Origin of the sequence: Blastopirellula sp. J2-11, from assembly GCF_024584705.1 — a bacterium.
GTDB lineage: Bacteria > Planctomycetota > Planctomycetia > Pirellulales > Pirellulaceae > Blastopirellula.
Window position 1 is genome coordinate 4728811 of the sequence record NZ_CP097384.1, and the last position, 21971, is coordinate 4750781.

Genomic DNA, 21971 nt, shown 5'->3' on the forward strand with positions numbered 1-21971 from the left:
GATTGCCCAAAAGGCGGGATTCTGATAGCAACTAGCCTGAGCTTCTTCGTCCGGTTCAGGTTCCTTGCATGTCTAAGTCGATCCCCGCCAAAATCTCACAGCGGCTAGCCGCTTGCGGCTGGATCGAACCGATTGCGCTTCGAGCGGCCGAAGAACACCTGAAGGAGACGCCTGCGGCGCTGCGTGAGATGGACCTCGTCTGGATCGACGCGCTGCAGTACTTGGGACAGCTGACTCCGACGCAAGCCGCGTTCTTCTATGCCGCGCGAGAATCGCAACTCAGTTGCGGTCTCTATCTGATTTCTCGCAAGCGCCTCTCGCTGGACGGGATCGATTGGTACGAAGCGACCAGCGAAGGCCAGTCAGGCTATCTGCTAGCAGTCAGCAAGCAACCGCTGCAAGACCGTCCGCTGTCGCCGATCGCCGGCTATCGAGGCCGGATTGTCGACACGGGACAAAATGGAGACTCTCACTGGGCGGCGGCGATCCTTCCCGCTGGCAAGACGTTGGCCGAGTTGCTGACCCGCTACGGTCGCATGCCGTCGACGGTAGTGATTGCAATCCTGCGGCAACTCGTTCATCAACTGCTGTCGCTCGAAACCGCCGGACGGATGCATGGGCGCGTCTCGCCTGAGACGGTCTTGCTGAGTTCCGACGGAATCACCAGCGCCCCGTTGCCCGGCATTCGCTGGCCATCGGCCAGTCCGCTGCGGAAGTCGAGCGACATGAAACAACTCGCGCAATTGATGCGGCAACTCTTGTGTGGAATTCCGCATGGCGCGGCGCCGCGCGTTCCCTTTCATTCGCTGACCGCTGATCCGCTGCTGTGCGAACTTCACGCACGTCAGAACAAACAGGAAGTGCAATTGGCCGATTGGTTCGCCTTGTTAGGCCCGGCCGATCACGCCGACGCACGGTTGCTGCAAAACTACCTTGACGAACCGCCGCTGGTGCTGCCCTGTCTGCATGTTCATCTTCGCCAGGAAGCCAACCGCCGACAGAAACGCCAACGGTTCGCCACCGCTGGCGCTGCGGCGATGATTGCAGCCTGGGCGTTGTTCTGGCCATCCTACGCGGCGACTTCGCCAGAACAGCCGATCCGCTCCCCTGCTCCGCTTACGCCGCTCGCCGCCAAGCCGCTTGTCTCCAAAGTTCTCGCCAAACCGTCCCCAGATATTCACCTGGCTTCGATCGAAATGCCGACGGCCGATCGTCGCCGCGTTGTTTTGCCCAGCAAGCTGACGGTGAGCCAATTTCCTCAAGCGATCGCGGCGGAAGCGACGCTCACGGCTGCAAACGACGCGCGGACGACCCTAGAGATCGGCACGGCGCCATTACGACTGACGACCGAGAAGTTGACGCTGGAGCGAATTGATTTTGTCGCGACCGGCTCAACCGCCGCCGCTAGTCGAGTTGTGTTATTGGAAGTCGCCTCCTCCTCGATCACTCTGCGAGATTGCACGTTTCGCTGGCAAGGGGCGGCGGCGTCAGAATCGATCGCCCTCGCGTGGCGCCCCGCAGCAAGAGCGTCTGCTGGATTGCAGTCGCTGCCGGAAGCGAAGCTAGTCAACTGTCGATTCGACCAGCTACTGGTCGGAGTCGACGTGACGGCGAGCGGCGACGCCGCCGTCCACTTGGACCGGTGTCACTACGAAGGGATCGGCGGTTTGGTCCGCACCAAGGCGGGAACTTCGCCGCTGCGATTTCATTTTCAAGGCTCGCAGTTGTCGACCGCCGGCGGAATGCTGTGGCATCACTTTCAAGCCGATCGCGACTCCCCCTTCTCGGCCAACGTGCAGATCGCCGACTCGCAGATTTCACCTGACGACAACGGCGCAGCGGTGGCGATCATCGGAACCCAAGGAAAGCCGTACGCTCCGGCGGTCCGCTTTAGCTTCCGTCAGATGACGATTGCAGATGGCGCGCCGCTGGCGACTTTCTTTGACGGCGAGCAGTTTCAGCCGCTGCCAGATAACGCATTCGCGCACGAGTAGACTTCTACTTCGGTGCTATTCGAGAACGCCTAGTTAAACGTCTCATTCTCTGGATCAAACAGCACCGCGCCGGGCAACTTTTCCAACGATTCGATCAGCAATACAAAATCGTTGAAATGCTCCATCTCTGGATCTTCCGTCGCCATCACCGTGATCCGCTGCGAGCAGTTGGCGAGCTTTTCCTGGTCGTCCCGATACTCGGCGAAATGCTGGGCCATTTCCGCCGATTCTTGCCGGACCAGTTCGCCGCTCTCATAGGCGACCGCGATCGCCCAGTCTTCCCACTGCAATTCAAGAAAGCGCGAGCCGTTGGGCAAAGCAGAAATCAGCATGCCGACCTCGGGTTCCGATTCGCAGTCCGCACACAAGTGGGCTTCGATCCGCTCGAGATCCCATGGATCGGCGGCGGTCAGCAAAATCATTTGGCCGTAGGACATGGTGAATTTTCCTCGAAGTTGAGCTCTTGATCATTCACGATACTTCGCCTTCCCCATAAAAAAACACCCTCGGATAGAGAGGGTGTTTTCAGCAGTTACGCATCGCGGCGATTCGCCCTAAGTCAGCGTCCAACCATCCGGAATCTGGGCGCCCTTTTCGACGCATGGAATTCCTTCGACCACGGTGACGCCGACATCGTACTCTTTATCTTCGATGCCATGATCGTTGATGATCCGGACGTTTTTGCCGATGTTGCAATTCTTGTCGATGATCGCGCCTTGGATGACCGACCCGCAACCGATGCCCAGCGGCGGGCGTTTGCAACTGCGGTGATCGGCCAGTTCCCCTTCGGTTTCGTAATAGTCCGAACCCATCAAAACCGAGTCTTTGATCGTAACATTTTCGCCGATCAAGCTGCGCAGTCCGACGACGCTATTGTCGATCACGCAACCGGCGCCGATGCGGCAACCATCGGCGATCTGACTATTCTTGATCGCCGCTTCTGACATCAGCGTCGGCGGTAAGAAACGAGCACGCGAGTAGATCGGCTCATCTTCGTCCGAGAAGCTGAACGGCGGATTGGGGTTGGCCAGCGAAAGGTTCGCTTCGTAAAAGGCGCGAATCGTGCCGATGTCTTCCCAGTAGTCGTCAAACGCATGCAATTGAACGTGACGCGAACGAATCGCCGCCGGGAAGATCTCGCGGCCGAAATCTTCGTAGTCGGTCTTTTCCAACACGTCGACCAACGTATCGCGATTGAACAGGTAAATGCCCATGCTCGCCAAGCAGTCGCGGCCTTGGCTTTTCACGCCGAGCGCTTCCAACTTGTCCGGCGCCATACGAACCAGGTTCAAATCTTCTTCAGTTTGCGGTTTTTCGACAAAGCCGACCACGCGCCCCGAATCGTCCAAACGCATGATGCCGAGCGAACCGGCGTCTTCGCGCGTCACCGGGATGCCGGCGATCGTGACGTCAGCGCCGCTTTGAATGTGGGTTTCCAGCATCTTGCGGTAGTCCATCCGATAAAGTTGATCCCCAGCGAGAATCAAAACGTAGTCGGTGCCGTATTGCTGAATGTATTTCAGGTTTTTCCGAACCGCGTCGGCCGTACCTTGATACCAATCGGTCGATTCGTTGCCGGTTTGCTGAGCGGCCAACAGTTCGACAAATCCGCCGCGGAAATTGTCAAAGCGGTAGGTTTGCCGAATATGACGATGCAAACTGACCGAGAGAAACTGCGTCAACACATAGATGCGATTCAGATCGCTGTTGATGCAGTTGGAAAGGGGAATATCAATCAGGCGATATTTTCCGGCTAGCGGCACCGCCGGTTTGGATCGGTACTTGGTCAACGGATAAAGTCGAGTGCCGCGACCGCCGCCCAGTACCAGAGAGATGACATTACGCATAATTTCGACCGAGATTCCTCAAAGAAGTTTGTCCGTGGGCGGGTCTTTTCCACCCTAGCATATCAGTCTCGTCGCCGCTCTGGCAAGCGTCGCAGGCGGCGGTCAACGAGAAGTTCTGATGAGGAACGAGCTAGCTCGACGGTTTTACGTCGAAGCCGCGGCGACGTTGCTCGCTATAGCGCTGCAGCGCTTCTTCAATCACCGGAATCGCCATCTCGGTGGGTTGCATTTCGTCGACTTCGACCGTTTTCCCTTCCAGTTGTTTGTAATCCTGGAAGAACCGGCGCAACATGTTGCGGCGATGGCTCGGCAGATCAACCGCTTCGCGATACGACGAATACTCCGGGTCGTTCACGGCGACCGCAATGATCTTATGATCCAGCTTGCCGCTGTCGATCATCGTCATCAGACCCACAACACGGGCTTCAATCAACGTCAACGGATAAACCGGCTCTTGGCAAAGAACCAGCACGTCCAACGGATCATCGTCATCGGCGAGGGTTTGCGGAATAAACCCATAATTGGCCGGGTAATGAACGGCCGAGTAAAGAATGCGATCCATCCGTAACAAACCGGTTTGTTTGTCGAGCTCGTACTTGAGACTACATCCGGTTGGGATCTCTATGACCGCGCAAAATTCAGTCGGCATGCGATGGCCGGGGCTGACGTCGTGCCAAGAGTGCGTCATCGTTCGTCCTAATTGTCAATTAAAAGAGAAGAAAATGGGCGGGGTGCGATCGACCGCCGATGGCGGCGATCAAGTTCGCTTATTTGACGACAAAATTGACCAAGCGGCCAGGGACCACAATTGCTTTTACAACCTGTTTTCCTACGATCAGCGCTTGGATTCGTTCGTCGGCCAAAGCGGCTTGCTCTAAGTCGGTCTTAGAAATATCGGCTGCTACGACGATTTTGCTACGAATTTTGCCCAAAATCTGCACCGGGATTTCAATTTCGTCATCCTTCGTAAACTTTTCATCAAATTGGGGCCAAGGATGATAAGCGAGCGTCTCCGGCTCGCCCAATACGGCCCACAACTCTTCGGCGATATGCGGCGCATAAGCCGAAAGCATCAGCACCAATGATTTCATTGCAGACTTGGGACGCACCGTTTCTTTGGTGAAGAAGTTGGTGAATTCCATCATCCGCGCGATCGGCGTGTTGAACTCCAACCTCGACAGATCTCGCGTCACCGCTTCGATCGTCCGGTGGATCACTTTGTTTTGCTCGGCCGTCGGTTCGATATCCTGAACCGCAGCAAGCAACGTCGTCGTCTCGGCGAAGTCGTCCACGATCAAGCGCCAGACGCGATCCAAAAAGTTCCGCACGCCGCTCACCCCGGCCATGCTCCACGGCTTGGTCGCTTCGAGCGGCCCCATGAACATCTCGTAAAGACGCAGACTGTCGGCGCCATATTCTTTCACCACGACATCGGGATTCACCACGTTGCCGCGACTCTTCGACATCTTCATCGCGCGGGCGTCGATCTTCACCTTGACGTCGGTCTTCAGGACGAAGGAATCTCCCTGCTTCTCGACAGCTTCCGCTTCCAACTTGACGGCCGCAACCGGCTCGCTCGTCTTGGCGTCGATCCGCTCTCCAGCAGCGTCGGTTTTCGTCTTATTGTGCGAAACCCAGCGACCATCGGCGGTTTGAAAACCGGTATATTCCAGCTCGCCCAGAATCATCCCCTGATTGACCAGCTTCTGGAACGGCTCGGCCGTGCTGACCACGCCGCGATCAAACAGCACTTTGTGCCAAAACCGCGCGTACAGCAGATGGAGCACGGCATGTTCGGCGCCGCCGATGTACAAGTCGACCGGCATCCAGGCTTTTTCTTTTTCGCGATCGATCAAAACTTGATCATTGGCTGGATCAATAAAGCGCAGGTAATACCAGCACGAACCTGCCCATTGCGGCATCGTGTTCGTTTCGCGCTTGTACTTCACTCCGTCGATGACGGGATACAGCCAATCATGCGGCGCCTTTTCTAACGGCGGCTCGGGTCGACCAATCGGCTTGAAGTCTTCTAGAGGGGGCAAGTTGACCGGCAATTGATCGACCGGAACCGGCAAGATCTTGCCGTTCGGCTCACCGTCGGCGTCCAACTCTTTGAGAATCGGGAACGGCTCGCCCCAAAAACGCTGTCGGCTGAAGAGCCAATCGCGCAGCTTGTAATTCACCGCTGCTCTCCCGAGCCCGGCGGCCGTCAAATCGGCGGCGATCTTTCCTTTGAATTCGGAAGTCGGCGTGCCGTCGTACTGCCCTGAGTTGATCGCGACGCCTTCGGCGGTCGAGCAGACTTTGCCTGCTAATACTTCAGCGCGATCGACCTCTTTGGACTCACCCGGATCGACCACGGCGATCACCGGAATATCGAACGTTTGAGCAAATTCAAAGTCGCGCTCATCATGCGCCGGCACGGCCATGATCGCGCCGGTGCCATAGCTGATCAATACGTAGTCGGCGATCCAGATCGGCGTTTTTTCGTCATTCACCGGATTGATCGCGTACGAGCCGCTGAAGACGCCGGTCTTTTCTTTCGCCAGTTCCGTTCGCTCCAGATCGCTCTTGCTGGCCGCTTTGTCGCAATAAGCTTTGACGGCGGCAGATTGCTCACTGGTCGTCAGCGCGTTGACCAGCGGATGTTCCGGCGCGATCACCATATAGGTAGCGCCAAACAGCGTATCGGGGCGCGTCGTGTAGACGCGCAAGACATTGTCACCTGGCTTACGCGGGAATCCGCCGGCGGCTCGTGACTTTTTCCAGTCAGTCAACTTGTCGGCCGCGCCGATGTAAAAATCGACTTCGGCGCCGGTGCTGCGGCCAATCCAATTGCGTTGGCGAGCTTTGATCCCTTCGGACCAATCGAGCCCCTCCAGATCGCTCTCTAATCGATCGGCGTAGTCGGTGATCCGCATCATCCACTGCTTCAGCGGAATTCGCTGCACCGGGTGACCGCCGCGTTCGCTTTTGCCGTCGATCACTTCTTCGTTGGCCAACACGGTCCCCAGCGCCGGGCACCAATTGACCGGGGCCTCGTTCAGATAAGCCAGACGATGCTCGTCTTGATACTGGCGAACCGCCTCGGCGCCTTCGGCCGCGATATCGGCCGGAATCGGCAACTCGGCGATCGGGCGCCCTTTCAGTTGCTCACGGTCGTACCAGGTATCGTAGACCTGCAAAAAGATCCACTGTGTCCAGCGAATATAGGCAACATCGGTCGTCGCCAACTGGCGATCCCAGTCGTAGCTAAAGCCGAGCATCTTCAGCTGACGGGTAAAATTAGCGATATTTTTTTCGGTCTGCACTCGCGGGGGGGTCCCCGTCTTGATGGCGTGCTCTTCGGCCGGCAATCCAAACGCATCAAACCCCATCGGGTGCAGAACGCATTTGCCCTGCATGCGCGAATATCGGCAGACGATATCAGTCGCCGTATATCCTTCGGGATGACCGACATGCAAACCTTCCCCGCTGGGATAGGGGAACATGTCCAGCACGTACATCTTTTCGCCGGTCGGCATTTCTGGCGTCGCGAACGTTCGCTTTTCTTCCCAGAATTGCTGCCATTTAGGTTCGATTTCGGCGGGATTGTAGCGAGGCATCTGTCTATCGTGGTTTTTGGGAAGCGTCAGCGCGGCAGTTCTGTACGTAAGCCGTTATCTTTGTTCGGCTTTCGCCAACCGCCAAGAAAGCCGTGATTCTAATTCTTTGCCCGATTTATCGCAATCGACGGCCGCTGATCGGCAAAATCGGCAGGGACCGAAAATTGGTCGAAATCTTCTTGCGGATCGATCTTTTCGTCGCAGAATTGTTGGCCGATGCGTAGGCTGACGGCCGGGTCGTTGTTAAACTTCTTCATATCTACTAAATCATGTCGCTGGGCCTGTGCGACGTTCGATTTCGCCCCCCACTGAAAAAATTTGGAAGGCAATCCTTCATGCTCGATGGTCGTAGGAACTTAAGGCTGGTCGACACCGATCGCGACGCCATGCGCATAGCGGGCAAATTTAACGCCCAACTGATGGATTTCATCCGTCCCCACGTTCAAGCCGGAATCACAACCGGGGAAATCGATCGCCTGATCCACGAATACACGCTGGATCATGGACACGTCCCTGCTTGTTTGGGTTATCACGGATTTCCCAAAAGCTCGTGCACCAGCGTCAACGAAGTAATCTGCCACGGCATCCCTGGCAGTTATGAACTGAAGGATGGCGATATCGTCAACGTCGATATCACGTCGATCGTCGACGGCTGGCACGGCGATCAGTCAGAAACGGTCTTGATCGGCGAAGTTTCGGACGAAGCCCGTAGCGTGACGCAATGCGCCTTCGATGCGATGCACGCCGCGATCGCCGCGATCACGCCGGAGTGCTGCGTCGCGATCATCGGCCGCGCCGTCGTCGCCGAAGCGAAAAAACATGGCTACGGCGTCGTCGAAGAATACGTCGGCCACGCGTTGGGACGTCGGTTCCATCAAGAACCGTCGATTCCGCACGTCCCGACCCGCGCCACGCACAATGTCTTCCTGATGCCGGGCGTCTGCTTCACGATCGAACCGATGATCAACCTCGGCACGCACGAGACGGTCCTCGATCGTCGCGATGGTTGGACGGTTCGCACCAAAGACAACAAGCTGAGCGCCCAGTTCGAGCACACGATCCTGATGACCGAAACCGGGCCCGAGATCCTGACGCTGACAAAGAACGGCCCGCAAATTGGGCATCAGTTTTAAGCGGCCAACATCAAGCATGAAGAAAAATAAGAAAGCCGCCGGCGAATAGCCGACGGCTTGTTTTGTAGGACGAATGCGTTTGGCAGTGGCTGGTTATTGTTTCTCCTTCTTTGGTCGGCCCCGCGGACGTTTCATTGTCGCGAGACCAAGTCTCGCGGCGCTTTCCGCTTTCCAATTATCGTTTCCATAGGGAGCGCCTTTGCGAATACACTCTCCGATAGCGGCGACTTCCGCTTCGGTTTGTGGCTGATCTAGCCAATTTCTCCGCTCACGTGGTAGTGGTGGATCACTCGGATCAAAAAGCCAACATGGACGTTCGCTTCGCGGTTGTTGGCGAAACCAAGCAGAACTCCACTTCCAATGAAGCGAGGAATCTACCAGTCCAGCTCGGAGCGGATTTCGTTCGACATAACGAATGACGGTAAGGAAGTAATCATCCGTCGAAACGGGAAACGATTTGATACAAGTGGCCGGACCCGGTTGTTTCGTAGTGAGCATGCCAACGCATACTGTGCGTACTGGAGAGGCGTTTAAAGAATTCACTGACTTGCGAATCATCCTCGGGCCGTACGACGAAATGCCAATGATTGGGCATGATCGCCATCGCGAAGATCGGGAGCGGCACGATCTCCCAGGTATCGTCCACCACATGCAAAAATGCTTCGTAGTCGATCGGTTTGTTAAACAACGTCATGCCACCCACCGCACGATTAAGCACGTGAAAGACTTCTCCGGCAGGACAGTATCGTTTGGCTCGTGGCACCCCCCCAATCTACCGGCCTCCAACCGCTCAATCAACACCATGCGGGGGCCAATAAAAAAAGGGGGTCAGACCCCAATTTCGCCGCGAAACTGGGGTCTGACCCCCTTTTTTTATTCTTTACGGCGGTTCACTTCTCCCCCTCCATTTGCCGATGGAAATAGAAATCTGGCGAAGCGTTATTTCCTTTTTTGCTAGCACGGAGAACAAGGATGTTCTGCTGCGAGTGTGGGTCGAAGGCCCAAGGCAAGTTTTGCTCCCACTGTGGTCATCCTTTACAAGCCGTCGAGTCCGCACCGCAGACCGACGACTGGGAAAACGATGTCCGCTACGAGGCGATCGTCAACGTCACCCAGGTGCGTGACGTCATCGCTAGCCATGCGAAGCACGCAAAAAAGGGAATGTCGGCTGAGACATTTCTGGCGATCTGCGACAAAGTGATCGACTCACCGATCTCTTATTCGGGCCTGGCCGAAGTCGTTCAACCGATGTGGGCCAAAGTGGGCGTTCGAACCGGCAAAGAACGAGCCGAGGAAATCGCCGCGCCCATCGGTCGCGTCATTGCTCGCGCTGTTTGCAGCTTGGCCAAGCACGGCCAACCGATCCTAGAAGTACAACAAGGCGACGGAGGTTGTCTACTGACTGCCGAATTCCCCTCGTCCATACTGGCGATGAAGGGCGTGCTGAGGATCTCCATCGTTCGATTTGAACAGGGAGCTTTCGTCGGCGCCGAAACCGACATCGCCGGTCAAATGTTTGACTGGGGAAAAAGCACGAATGCGCTCGCGCAACTCTTCGCCGATTTGCACAGCGAGATGGGACTGCCGGCGAGTGAGCAAAAGCGAATCGCAGCGTAGCTTGCTACGACGCCTAGCATAAAAATGGGGTCAGACCCCCATTTTCGCGGCGAAAATGGGGGTCTGACCCCATTTTTATGCTTTATGCTGACTCTCCCGTTTAGAACTTCGACTGAATAGCGCCGTCGCGATAATTGCGAGCAGCGCGAGAGGAACTGTCAGCAGCGCGACGAAAAAGTAGATCGATGTCGTAGCATAAAAGTTGTGGAATTGTACGTCATTTCGATCATAAGGATTTCGGCCTGAAGGGGACGAATCCCAGTGGATCGTTACCTCCGTTCCCTGCATGCTGATAACGCCAAAACCAAAACCGAGGATCAAGCCAGCGCCGATGGCGACTTCCATTAGCGCAAAGATGATCGAGACGTAAATAGCGGCGGTCTTCATGCTGGTTCTATTTCGGCTTGGCCGCTTGCCAGCCGGCATCCAACTGTTGTTGCAACTGGACGACCAACTCCGCGTTCTCCGTCCGCCCAGCGACATTATCATTCTCGGCCGGATCGACCTGGTGGTCGTACAGTTCGGTCGCAACCACTTTGCCATTCTTTTTGTTCTTCCACGCAGTGAAGCGATAGCGATCGGTCTTCATCGTGTAGCCCATGATCGGACCACGCGGGTATTGGCTGAACGCGGCCATTTTCCAATCGGTATCCGGCTGATCTAACAGCGGCGCGGCGCTCGTTCCTTCTAGATGCTGCGGCGTCGGCAGATCGGCCAATTCGCAAAGGGTTGGATAGATGTCGACAAACTCGACCAACGCCGTCGACTTGGCGCCTGGCGACTTTTGCCCCGGCGCGCGAATGATCAACGGCGCGTTCGCGTCCTCTTCAAAATTCGTATGTTTGCACCAACCATTGTGCTCGCCCAACTTCCAGCCATGATCTCCCCACAGCACGACGACCGTGTCGTCGGTCAGCTTCAACTTATCAAGTTCGTTCAGCAGCTTGCCAACGTTGGCGTCGGTGTAGCTGATGCAGGCATAGTATCCATGCTTCAACTCGCGGGCCTTTTCTGGCGACAGATCCCCCTTGGTCGGAATCCCATCATAGACGCGCATCTCGCCCCAACTGGTCAGCGCGTACGAAGGCACGTTCTTGGGCGGATACGGATTAGCCGCCAGCTCAATCTTCGCCGGGTCGTACATATCCCAATATTTTTTGGGAGCGTTGAACGGCAGATGCGGTTTCACAAAACCGACCGCCAAAAAGAAGGGCTCGTCTCGTTGGCTTAATTCTCGGAGCGATTCGACCGCCAGGTCGGCGACGGCGCCGTCAGTATAGGCGTTATCAACGACGTCGGCCATTTCGGTCGCGGGTCCGCGAGAGGCGCGACTTAACTTTGTCCCCCTCATCCCCTTCGCTTTCGCGGCGTTTCGCTTGTTTGTGATCGTTTGCAGGTTCTCGGCCAGCACATAACCAGAGCCCCCTTTCGGCTTGCGCGCCGGTTCGCTCCAGGTCGGCAGGTCGTCGTAACCGCCGTGATAAATCTTCCCCATGCTGACGCTGTAATAACCATTCTGTTGGAAGTGCTGCCCCAAAGTCACGACGTCCGGCACATTCTTCCGGAAATGGGTCTTCAGGTCGTAGACCTTGGTAGAGTCTGGCCGAAGTCCGGTCATCAAACTGGTGCGTGACGGCGAGCAAACCGCCTGCTGACAATAGGCGCGAGTAAATACAGTTCCGGCGGCGGCTAGCCGATCGATGTTCGGACTGTGGATTTGAGAATCGCCATAGCAGCCGAGTTCAGTTCGCAAGTCGTCAACCGCGATGAACAAGATATTCGGCTGGCGATCTTCGGCGGTCGCTGCAGAGAGGAAACAGACCGCGGCGAGCATCGACAGGGCCAACGTACAAAAGCGAGACATGGGGGGAGTCTCCCGGAAGGGATCAACAAGGAAGAGATGGGAACATCGCCATTCTAATCTCTACAATCGCCGCGAAAAGCTGGAGAGCCGAGCGCAAGCGGTTATATCGGCACACTGTTCTCGTACGAATCTTCCTTACCTGAGTGGGGATCGGAGCTTTGTAACCTATAGTTGGGCATGGAACGAACTGCTTGACCAACGAAATGGTAACTAGCTCATGGACATTTTCCGAAATTGCTCACTCGGGATCGCTTCGCTTTTCGTCTGCTTTTTTAGCGCAAACGTGCATGCCCAATGGCCTGCCGACCAAGCGAAACTCGCTGGCGCCGTGGAGCAACTTTTAAAAGACAATGCGATTCCCGGGGCCATCGTGCTCTTGCGGCAAGGGGACCAGCAATGGTTGCAAGCGTTTGGGGTCGCCGACCTAAAAACCGGACAATCGATGCAAACCGATATGTCGTTTCGGATCGGTTCCAATACCAAGACGATGACCGGCGTCGTGATTTTGCAGTTGGTTCAGGACGGTAAGCTGAAGCTGGACGACAAAGTCTCGCAATTCTTCCCGGATGTTCCTCAAGGGGACAAAATCACGATCGCCGATTTGCTCTCGATGCGAAGCGGGATTCCCACCTACAGCGAACTGAAATCGTTCAATCGAATCCTCGACGAACATCCGGAGCAGTCCTTCACGCCGGAAGCTTTGATTCAAATGGGAATCGAGCAGAAACCGATGTTCCCTCCAGGAACCGAATACTTCTATTCCAACACTAACTTCGTGATGCTGGGCGTGTTGGCCGAGCGTTTGACCGGAATGAAGTTGGAGAAAGCGTATCAGCAGCGAATCTTTGCACCGCTGAAGATGACGCACACGCTACTTCCAGCCCGGGAAGATAATAAACTGCCCCCTCCGTTCGCGCATGGCTACTTGTTTGGCACGAACGTTAATCCGGATTTGACAGAAGCGCAACAGAAGCAAGCTCTCGCAGGGAAGCTGCTTCCCAGCGATGTGACCAACGCGAATCCGTCGTGGACCTGGGCGGCTGGCGGAGCGATTTCGACGGCGGAAGACTTGGCGACGTATGTCGAAGCTTTGGTTGGCGGAAAACTGCTGTCGCCTGCGATACATAAGCAACAGATCGACAGCATTCGGACCATCAATCCTGATGATCCAATGAGCGCCAGCTATGGTCTCAGCATTGCGAAAATGGGCCCGATGCTTGGACACGACGGCTCCTTGCCGGGCTATCAATCATTTATGGGACATGATCCGAACACCGGACACACGCTGATTATTATGACCAACCTGCAAGCGACACCGTCCGGTCAACAAGCGGCCAATATCATCGCCCAAGCTTTGCTGAAAGAGATGGCGCCTGCAAAGTAATCGCTCGTCGGCGCAGGCCCGCTAGCACTCGACTCTATCGCTCTTGAACCGCGGGGTCGAATCAGGTATTCCCCACAGTGCATCTACGCAGGGGGGAAACTGCGCTAGCTGGGCTGATTCGATGAAACTACCAATCGCTCGCATTACGCTGATTCGCTTCGCCGCAACTTGTGTGGCTCAGCTGCTGCTCGCAACCGTCGTGCACGCCGCTGCGCCGACGCCGGAGCGCGCCGTGATCACCGCGAAGGTATCGGACATCTACAGCGGTCCCGGCGAAAAATACTACGTGTGTGACTTCTTAGAAGAAGGCGCCGAAATTGAGATCTATGCCGAAGAAGAGAATGGCTGGCTGGCGATTCGACCGCCGCACGGCAGTTTCAGCTGGATCTTGGCCGACGCGCTGATCGCGACCGACAAACCGAACCTGATGGAAGCTTCGCGCGACGAGGCCCCTTGCTTTATCGGCAGCCGACTCGAACAGCGCCGCGACGCCGCTCATGTTCGTCTCATGCGGGGCGAAGTCGTGCAGACGCTCGGCAGCGGACAGTCGCTGAACGCCGAGACCGGCCAAGTCGAAAAGTGGATCAAGATCGCGCCGCCAGCAGGCGAGTTTCGCTGGATCAAAGCCGATACCGCAGGGAAGATTCCAGAAGCTTCGGCGACGGCCGCCGCCGGCAGCACCACGCCGGAGCCGCAGATGAACGCATCGGCTGGTGGTTGGAGCAAACGCTCCGATGATTCTCCCTGGAGTATCGATGATCCCGAACCCCAACCAGTAAAAAACAGCACCACGCAATTCGTCGCCGCTCAGCCGAGTACGCAGATCCCGGTGACGCCAAGCCTTCCGCCTGGTCCGCTGAATCACGCCAAAGCGAGCGCCGTGGCGATGGTTCCCGGTTCGTCTAGCAGAACAATCGCAGCGCCAGCGACGATGCCCGATTTTGGCGGCGACTTTCGCGCCTCGATCCAGTGGTTAGAAGCGGAGTTGACCAAGACGGTTTCAATGCCGATCGATCAGTGGCAGTTTGATTCCTTAAAAGCGGCGGCCCAGCAGTTGCGATACACCGGCGCGACTCCGCTCGAACGAGGCGAAGCGCTCGTGATGGTGGAAAAAATTGAAGAGTTCTCCCAACTGCAAACGCGCAAGCGCGAAGCGTCAAAGATCGCGGCGACTACCTCTACCGACCAACCGACGGTTGACGTCGCTTCGGCCAATCTGACGAGCGATGCGACAGCCCAGAGCGACAAGTCGGATCCGATTGGGACCGGCGTCTATATCGGCGCCGGCGATCACGATCCTCGTTTTGACGGCGAAGGTTGGTTAATGCCGGTCATCAAACGCGCGTCATCGGCGAAAAACTCAGCCCGCTATACTCCGCCATTCGCGCTGACCGACGCAGACGGCAACGTACTGCAGTTTGTCACGCCGTCGCCGGGGATCAACTTGCGACGTTACCAGAAACAGAAGGTCGGTCTGTATGGGCAAGTCTCGGCGACCAAAGAATTCACGCGGCCCCACCTGACGGCGCATCGCGTCGTTGTCTTGAGCCGTCACGAGAAAGCCGACGTCACGCGGTGACGCCGGGGTCGAGCGAACCGACCGTTTTAGCCCACCATGCCGATCGTTTCAAACTCCAGACTGCGGAGTCGCTCGGCGACATCATCGGCGGTCTCGGGACGGCGGAGCGGGTCTTTCGCCAGCATCCTGGCGATCAAAGTCGCCAGCGCCGCCGGAGCATTCGGCAAGAAGCGGCGCAGCGGCGGCGGCGTCTGCGATTTGTGGGCGGCGACGATCTTCGCCAGATCAACGGTATCAAACAGCCGATGCCCTGATAACAGTTCAAAAGCCATCACGCCCAAGCTATACAAGTCGCTCGCGTCGGAGGCGGCCAGCGTCGAGGTGAACAGCTCCGGCGCCATATAACGCGGCGTTCCCTTTTGGTACTGCACCGCGTCAACTTCATCGACGCCAATTTGCGTCGCGAAACCGAGATCGATCAGCGTCACTCGGCCACTGGCGTCAATGATGACGTTTTCCGGTTTCACATCGCCATGACGCCAACCGGCGGCGTGCAGCGCAGCCAGGCCTTCGGCCACCTGGCGAATAATCCAAATCCTGGCAGCCAACGGACCACGGCGGGGAACCAATTGATGAAGGGTCACGCCGGTCAGATAAGGGAAGACCAGATAGGCTTCTTCACTACCGCCGATCTGATGCGCAAGCACCGTCGCCAGGCGGGGCGAAGCGACCTGTTGCGAAACACGGACTTCGCGCCGTAACATTTCCAAGGCTAACGGATCGGCCGCATATTCGGGTCGTAACGTTTTAATCGCGTAGTCCCACGCGATTCCCTTACCGCCAAGGGGCTGGGCTCGTGAGACATCGCAGAACGAACCTCGCGCGACCAGATTACCGATGCGCCAGTCTCCCACGACCGACAGGCGCGCGGGGGTGCGAAGTTTTCGATGGACGACTGTCGGCTGCATGAGCATCTGCGGAAGGGGAAGAAGGTGAAAGACCTTGTATCTAATTGTCGGCCTTCGCGACCGAATTACACGATGGAGCGTCGGCGAATCTTGTTAGCCTGATGGCGCCGATTTTACCGTTCTAAATTTTATGAACCCACGCAGGGGAAAAAAACGCGTAGTTGAGTACCCGAATGCCTTTCAGTAGACTGGCACATACGTGGAAAACGCTCAATTTGAAGAAGGATTACGCAAGATGAAAATCATGAAGACGTTGATGGTTGCTGTGGTGCTGGCCTCCTTGGCCGCTCCGTTTGTCGGTTGTGCGCCGTCGGAACCCCCGACGACTCCTCCGCCGGCTAACACCACCAACTAAGTTATCTATTTCGACTTCCCAGCGGCCCTCCGGGTTCACTGCGGAAATACGAAATCCCGACGCGCGTCCTTTGGGACGTGCGTTTTTTTCTGCGCGTTTCCGAATGACGGGATCGTAACGGGGCATTAAGACACATTACTTGTCGCTTTGCTGTGCGTCAGTTGCCTCTGCACCGATGTCACCTTAAAATAGCGACTTGCCTGCTTTTGATTGCTCCTTCGTCCCCCTCTTCCGCTTTAGGCCAGCTTTATGAAACGTCGTCTCTTCCTGAAGGCGTGCGCCATCGCCGCTTCGGCCGCAGTCGGATGCAATTCTCCGTCAAACCCCTCGGGCACTTCGGGTGGAGCGGTCAAGAATGAATTCCCCCTCTCCAACGGCAAGTACACGATCCTCGACCTGCGCTCTGACAGCGGAAATCATGACCGCGCCAAGCAAAATGCCGAAGCCGCGATCTCGAAATATCCAAATTTAAACTGCATGGTCGGCCTTTACGCCTACAATCCTCCCACCATTTTGCGGGCAGTCGAGAATGCCGGCAGACTGGACGACATCAAAATCGTCGGCTTTGACGAGGATATTGAGACCCTGAAAGGGATCGAAGAAGGAAAGATTTTCGGCACCGTCGTGCAGCAGCCATTTTTGTTTGGCTTCAAATCAGTCGAATATCTATCGGCGCTGGTTCGCGGTCAAAAGGTCGATGTTCCCGAGAGCGAAATCATCTATATCCCGCATCGAGTGATTCGTCCCGCCGACGCCGCGCAGTTCAAATCCGATATCGAACAGATGATGGCCGGCGACGGGAAAGCTCCCGCCGCCGCGCGTGATGACTACGACACCAGCGAACCGGTGAGCTTGGCGTTTTTAACCAACACGGTCGATCCGTTTTGGACCCTGGCCGAACGAGGCGTGCAATGCGCCGAGCCGATTTTTAACGCTTCATGTGACGTCTATCATCCGCCGACCGCCAGCGCCGAAGAGCAAAAGCGTTTTATCGAGCGGAAGCTGAATGACGATTGCCAAGGTCTCGCGCTGTCGCCGATCGACAAAGAGAATCAGGGGAACTTGATCAATCGCGCTTGCGAGAAGATGAAAGTGATCTGTCACGACAGCGACGCTCCCGATACAAATCGTTTGTTCTATATTGGGACCGGCAACTATTTGGCGGGGCGCGCTGTTGGCAAGTTGGTGAAAGAAGCGATCCCCGACGGGGGCGAAGTCGCAATCTTCGTCGGCAAGCTCGAGCAACTAAACGCCCAAGAGCGCAGCCAAGGAGTGATCGACGAATTGCTCGACAAGCCGATCCCACCGCAATACGCCGCCGGAGCCGAAGCCGCCGCAGCATCGTCGGCCGAGTCGGCGCCGAAGTAAGCACGGCCCGCAACTACCTGCTCTCGTACGAAAGGCGTTCGCGTGCCGCTGCTCGAAGTCTGCCATGTCTCGAAACGCTTCCCCGGCGTACAGGCCCTCAAAGACGTCAGCCTGTCGATCGCCGCTGGCCAATCGATCGCGGTGATCGGCGAGAACGGGGCCGGCAAAAGCACGTTGATGAAAATCTTGGCCGGGATTCAAACCCCCGACGAAGGAGAAATCTGCATCGACGGTCGCGCGGTGGAGATTCGCACCGTCCGCGACGCCGAGAAACAGGGAATCGCGCTCATTCATCAAGAGTTGAATCTGTGCGACAACCTGGATGTTGCGGCGAATATGTTTCTGGGCAAAGAACCGCGGAACTGCGGATTCTTACGCCGTCGCGAAATGGATCGCCGCGCAGCGGCAGTGTTGCAACAAGTGGGGCTCGATATTCCGCCGACAACGTCATTGGCGTCGCTCTCGATCGGGCGGCGACAGTTGGTTGAAATCGCCAAGGCGCTGGCGTCAGACGCGCAGGTGCTAATCATGGACGAACCGACGTCCAGCCTCTCAACCGGTGAAGTCGAAAATCTCTTTGGCGTGATCCACACCCTGCGCCAGCGCGGGGTCAGTATCGTCTATATCTCGCACCGCTTAAGCGAAATTCATCATGTCGCCGACCGCGTCGTTGCGCTGCGCGACGGGCGAAACTCCGGCGAACTAGCACGGGACGAGATCACGCACGAACAAATGGTTCGCCTGATGGTGGGACGCGATCTCGATCAATTTTTCCCGCATGTGCCGCACGCAGCTGGCGAAGTAGTGCTATCGGCAAAGGAAGTACGCGTGCAGGGGAAGGCCGCTTTCCCGATTGATCTAGAACTAAAAGCAGGCGAAATCGTCGGTCTGGCCGGTCTGGTTGGCGCCGGCAGGACGGAACTGCTGGAAACGCTATTTGGGGTTCGACGCAACGTGGGGGGGTCGGTCGAAGTCGCCGGAAAGCGGGTTCGACTGCGAAGTCCTCGCGACGCCATCGCCGCTGGGCTGTTCCTGATTCCTGAAGACCGTAAACAAGACGGCTTGGTGATCGAGATGACGGTGGGCGAGAACATCACGTTGCCAGGTTTGATGCGGGCCTCCACTGCTGGCCTGTTACCTGCCCGCTGGGAAAAATCGATCGCCGGCGAGATGATCGAAAAGCTGCGGATCAAGACGCCGGGGCCCGATCAAATCATTCAGTTCCTCTCGGGGGGGAACCAGCAAAAGGCGGTCATCGCCAAATGGCTCGCGATGGGGCCCAAGGTATTGCTGCTCGATGAACCGACGCGCGGCATTGATATTGGCGCGAAGCACGAAATTTATGAGATGATGGAAACGCTCGCGCATCAAGGCGTGGCGATTCTCTTCGCTTCCAGCGAAATGGAAGAAGTGATCGGCATGTCGGACCGGACTTTGGTCATGCACGAAGGACGGATCGCCGGCCAGCTCGAGCGTGGGCAACTGAGTGAACAGGCGATCATGCGACTAGCGACCGGCGTATCGAGCGCAGCGACAACCTAGCGAATCATCCGACGACACAAGGGCTGCTGAATGAATAAAAGTTGGGGAATGCTGTTCTTGCTGGTGCTGATCTGCGTCGTCACCGCGATCTTTCGTCCACGATTCGTCGAACCGGGAAATCTGGCGAACATCATCCGTTGGACTTCGCTGTACGGCGTGATGGGCATCGGCGTCGCGTTTGTCATCATTACCGGGGGAATCGATCTTTCGATCGGTTCCATGTTGGCGCTGGTCGGTTGTTTGTTCGGCGTGCTGATGGCGCAGTACAATCTTCCGCCTGCAGCGGCGATCGCCACGGTGTTGGTGATGTCGACGTTGCTCGGATTGGTTTACGGTTTGCTGATCACCAAGCTAAAACTGCAGCCGTTTGTCGTCACGCTTTGTGGTCTGCTGATCTTGCGCGGACTTGCCCGCGCATCGGCCGGCGGCAGTTCGGTCGGCGGCTTCCAGCGTCTCAGCTACCTGATCAACTACGAGTGGGGAAGTATTCCCGTTCCGTTTCTCCCTTGGATTAACGAAGGCTATTGGAGCTTCCACAAGTGGCTCCCCAGCCGCGGCGATCAAGCGGGACACTTCGCGTTGAATGACGCCGGGGAACGAATCGCGCTCGATTGGTACGACTGGGTCCCGCTTCACCCGCCGATTCTCTATCTGGCGGCGATCGCGATCATCGCCGCGATCTTTTTGAACTGGACCGTTTTCGGTCGCCATCTGAAAGCGCTCGGCAAGAACGAACAGGCGGCGCGCTATAGCGGCGTGCGGACCGATACGATGGTGATCATCAGCTATATGATCTGCACCGCGATGGCTGGCGTCGCCGGAGTTTTGTTTTCGATCGACATCGGCAGCGTCATGCCGAGCACCTTTGGCAATTTTTACGAACTCTACGCGATCGCCGCGGCGGTGCTGGGAGGCTGCAGTTTGCGCGGCGGCGAGGGTTCGATCATCGGCGTCGTTATCGGCACGGCGATTTTGCGGGTACTGCAAAACTCGATCGAAATGTGGTCGATCCAAGAGCTGGAGTTCGCCGTAGTCGGCGGCGTAATCTTGATCGGCGTTATCGCCGACGAAATCGCGCGGCGAATCATCGCGCGGCGTCGCGCCAGCCAAGAAGCGGCGCTGCTAGAAAAACAAAACGCGTCCCCATCGTAAATAGGTACGCGTTAGATTGTGGGTCACAGAAAAAGGTCGCAGAAAAATGGGGTCAGACCCAATTACGCCGCGTAATTGGGGTCTGACCCGAATGGCACGAGCTTAACTCTAAGCCGCTGTTGCGTAACGATTTCGAGGCGTTTGCATTAGTTTATACGCTTTCGGCCGCCGTTTAAGTTCTCGTGGTTCATTCCGGTCAGGGCGAGCGCCGACTTCCAGTTGGCGGATCGTTTGCAAGAGGTTTTCCCACTGGGACTCTTGTTGCTTCGTGTTCCAGCGGAGTGCGGCGGCGAACTCTTCGATCGCTTGCATCGCTCCGGTAAAGCTGAGCCGCCACGGAGGCAGGCGAAATTTCAACGCCGTCGCCAGCATCGCGGCCCGCACCAGATTGTAGCCGATCATGTGGCAGTGAAGTTCCTTCACAACCATCGCCGGACTTTTGCAGCGGAGGTGGTCCATTTGCATTTGCGTTTTCAAGCTCCGGATATGCAACTCCGCTTGCCAGCGGCGACGATACAAATCGGCCAAGTCTTCCGCTCGATAAACGTCAGCCTGTAGCAGCGTCGTCGCCAACGTGATTTGACGCGTCCGAAATCCGCGCTGCGTGACTTGATATCGCAAGTGACGTACGAGAATCGACGACGGGTAGCTTTCATATTCCCGCTGCGTCATCCACGTCGGCCGCTGCGGCTTCGAATAGCTCACGACCTGATCGCAGTCCCCTTGGCGCAAGCCTCGGCGAAAGTCGATTTTGCGAAGATGGTGCGCGCGAGCCACGATATCGATCCCGCGCAGTTCCGATAAAGCGAGCAGCCAGAAGCTGGCGTAGTAACGATCGGCGAGCACGATTTCTCCCGAGTGAAACTGCGACAAGAGCGTTCGCAACAGTGACGTCTCGCCTGTCTCCTTGCCGGCGTAACGTCCCATCGCAAACATCGTCGCCGCGCCGGTCGCTAACGAAAAGAGATGCACGATCCGCGTCAAGGGGAAGCCGCAGCCAGGCTTCTGGCTTTTCATTTGCGGATAGGCGGTTTGATTCGCGCGGGTGTCAGCCATCGTGACGGTCGTGCCGTCGACGATGACCACTTCGCGTCCCTGGAACCGCCAATCGCCGACGCCAGCTTCATCGCACTTTCGCGCCGTCCAAGCGAGCAGTCGTTGAAACAATGCAATCGGCAAGCGGCGCCGCGCTTGGCAATAGGAAGTGGTGTCGCCGCTGCAGCGCGGCAGCCCCTGCGCCATTCGCCAGGCGTTGAGACGAGTGACGACTTGCTGACAACTATGATCGGCTGACAGCGTCTGCATGACGAACATCCACACGACGACCATCGGCGAATAGATGCGCTGCCGAAACGAGAAGCCGATCTCTTGACAGATCGCGGTGACAACGCCGTTGGGCAGCAGCAACTCGCTGACGAAGATCGAAACGTTACGGAACTTGCTTTGAACTTCCTGCGGCGAAGCGTTAAACTGATCAGACACGGCGGGGCCTCCTGAAACGGCGATTGTTACACCACCAATTCAGCGAAGCTCCGCCGTCTTTTCAAATCATCTCGCTAAGTTGCAGTGACGAGCACCTGCTGTCGCAAGATCTTGCGACAGCACCTTTCGACGGTTACCGCA

18 protein-coding genes are annotated in these 21971 nt (G+C 56.9%); 8 read left to right on the top strand and 10 right to left on the bottom strand.

What is annotated here, in order from left to right; all coding sequences use genetic code 11:
* The first annotated feature begins 68 nt into the window (after positions 1-68).
* Complete coding sequence (locus M4951_RS18665; RefSeq protein WP_262023146.1) at positions 69-1994, top strand: hypothetical protein; 1926 nt, start codon at positions 69-71, stop codon at positions 1992-1994.
* A 29-nt stretch (positions 1995-2023) separates the two neighbouring features.
* Here M4951_RS18665 and M4951_RS18670 read toward each other — a convergent pair whose 3' ends face one another.
* The 5 genes from M4951_RS18670 to M4951_RS18690 all read right to left on the bottom strand — a co-directional run bounded on the left by M4951_RS18670 (position 2024) and on the right by M4951_RS18690 (position 7703).
* On the bottom strand, positions 2024-2431 hold the full coding sequence (locus M4951_RS18670) for a hypothetical protein (RefSeq protein WP_262023147.1): 408 nt from the start codon (positions 2429-2431) through the stop codon (positions 2024-2026).
* 117 nt (positions 2432-2548) lie between these two features.
* Positions 2549-3841 (bottom strand): glucose-1-phosphate adenylyltransferase, encoded by a 1293-nt coding sequence (locus M4951_RS18675; RefSeq protein ID WP_262023148.1) that lies wholly within the window; start codon positions 3839-3841, stop codon positions 2549-2551.
* Positions 3842-3971: 130 nt separating this feature from the next.
* Positions 3972-4529 carry an inorganic diphosphatase gene (locus M4951_RS18680; protein WP_002654792.1) on the bottom strand — a complete coding sequence of 186 codons (558 nt, stop codon included), beginning with the start codon at positions 4527-4529 and terminating at the stop codon, positions 3972-3974.
* Positions 4530-4608: 79 nt separating this feature from the next.
* On the bottom strand, positions 4609-7446 hold the full coding sequence (leuS, locus tag M4951_RS18685) for a leucine--tRNA ligase (RefSeq protein ID WP_262023149.1): 2838 nt from the start codon (positions 7444-7446) through the stop codon (positions 4609-4611).
* Between the two features lie 98 nt (positions 7447-7544).
* On the bottom strand, positions 7545-7703 hold the full coding sequence (locus tag M4951_RS18690; RefSeq protein WP_262023150.1) for a hypothetical protein: 159 nt from the start codon (positions 7701-7703) through the stop codon (positions 7545-7547).
* A 78-nt stretch (positions 7704-7781) separates the two neighbouring features.
* On the opposite strand from M4951_RS18690, the gene map reads away from it, so the two are divergent.
* Entirely contained in the window at positions 7782-8579 is a 798-nt protein-coding gene (gene map, locus M4951_RS18695; protein WP_262023151.1) for a type I methionyl aminopeptidase, read from the top strand.
* 433 nt (positions 8580-9012) lie between these two features.
* Here map and M4951_RS18700 read toward each other — a convergent pair whose 3' ends face one another.
* Positions 9013-9273 carry a transposase gene (locus tag M4951_RS18700; protein ID WP_262023152.1) on the bottom strand — a complete coding sequence of 87 codons (261 nt, stop codon included), beginning with the start codon at positions 9271-9273 and terminating at the stop codon, positions 9013-9015.
* 278 nt (positions 9274-9551) lie between these two features.
* On the opposite strand from M4951_RS18700, the gene M4951_RS18705 reads away from it, so the two are divergent.
* The gene (locus M4951_RS18705) at positions 9552-10196 is read left to right on the top strand and encodes a hypothetical protein (RefSeq protein ID WP_262023153.1); all 645 of its coding nucleotides are present in this window, start codon (positions 9552-9554) and stop codon (positions 10194-10196) included.
* A gap of 75 nt (positions 10197-10271) precedes the next feature.
* Here M4951_RS18705 and M4951_RS18710 read toward each other — a convergent pair whose 3' ends face one another.
* Both M4951_RS18710 and M4951_RS18715 read right to left on the bottom strand, forming a co-directional pair.
* On the bottom strand, positions 10272-10583 hold the full coding sequence (locus tag M4951_RS18710; RefSeq protein ID WP_262023154.1) for a hypothetical protein: 312 nt from the start codon (positions 10581-10583) through the stop codon (positions 10272-10274).
* Positions 10584-10590: 7 nt separating this feature from the next.
* Positions 10591-12060 carry a sulfatase gene (locus M4951_RS18715; RefSeq protein ID WP_262023155.1) on the bottom strand — a complete coding sequence of 490 codons (1470 nt, stop codon included), beginning with the start codon at positions 12058-12060 and terminating at the stop codon, positions 10591-10593.
* 217 nt (positions 12061-12277) lie between these two features.
* On the opposite strand from M4951_RS18715, the gene M4951_RS18720 reads away from it, so the two are divergent.
* On the top strand, positions 12278-13444 hold the full coding sequence (locus tag M4951_RS18720) for a serine hydrolase domain-containing protein (protein WP_262023156.1): 1167 nt from the start codon (positions 12278-12280) through the stop codon (positions 13442-13444).
* Between the two features lie 121 nt (positions 13445-13565).
* Positions 13566-15023: a hypothetical protein gene (locus M4951_RS18725; protein WP_262023157.1), complete on the top strand. Its 1458-nt coding sequence runs from the start codon at positions 13566-13568 to the stop codon at positions 15021-15023.
* A 26-nt stretch (positions 15024-15049) separates the two neighbouring features.
* On the opposite strand, the gene M4951_RS18730 is transcribed toward M4951_RS18725, so the two are convergent.
* The gene (locus M4951_RS18730; RefSeq protein ID WP_262023158.1) at positions 15050-15931 is read right to left on the bottom strand and encodes a serine/threonine-protein kinase; all 882 of its coding nucleotides are present in this window, start codon (positions 15929-15931) and stop codon (positions 15050-15052) included.
* A 604-nt stretch (positions 15932-16535) separates the two neighbouring features.
* Between M4951_RS18730 and M4951_RS18735 the strand changes: the two genes are divergently transcribed.
* Genes M4951_RS18735 through M4951_RS18745 form a run of 3 tightly spaced genes read left to right on the top strand, consistent with a single transcriptional unit; the run spans position 16536 to position 20348 of the window.
* Positions 16536-17654, top strand: a complete 1119-nt coding sequence (locus M4951_RS18735; protein ID WP_262023159.1) for a substrate-binding domain-containing protein — start codon at positions 16536-16538, stop codon at positions 17652-17654.
* A gap of 42 nt (positions 17655-17696) precedes the next feature.
* Positions 17697-19196: a sugar ABC transporter ATP-binding protein gene (locus M4951_RS18740; protein WP_262023160.1), complete on the top strand. Its 1500-nt coding sequence runs from the start codon at positions 17697-17699 to the stop codon at positions 19194-19196.
* A gap of 30 nt (positions 19197-19226) precedes the next feature.
* Positions 19227-20348: an ABC transporter permease gene (locus M4951_RS18745; protein WP_262023161.1), complete on the top strand. Its 1122-nt coding sequence runs from the start codon at positions 19227-19229 to the stop codon at positions 20346-20348.
* Positions 20349-20456: 108 nt separating this feature from the next.
* Here the strand turns inward: M4951_RS18745 and M4951_RS18750 are convergent, their stop codons facing one another.
* Positions 20457-21830 (bottom strand): IS4 family transposase, encoded by a 1374-nt coding sequence (locus tag M4951_RS18750; RefSeq protein ID WP_262022734.1) that lies wholly within the window; start codon positions 21828-21830, stop codon positions 20457-20459.
* Positions 21831-21971: the final 141 nt, after the last annotated feature.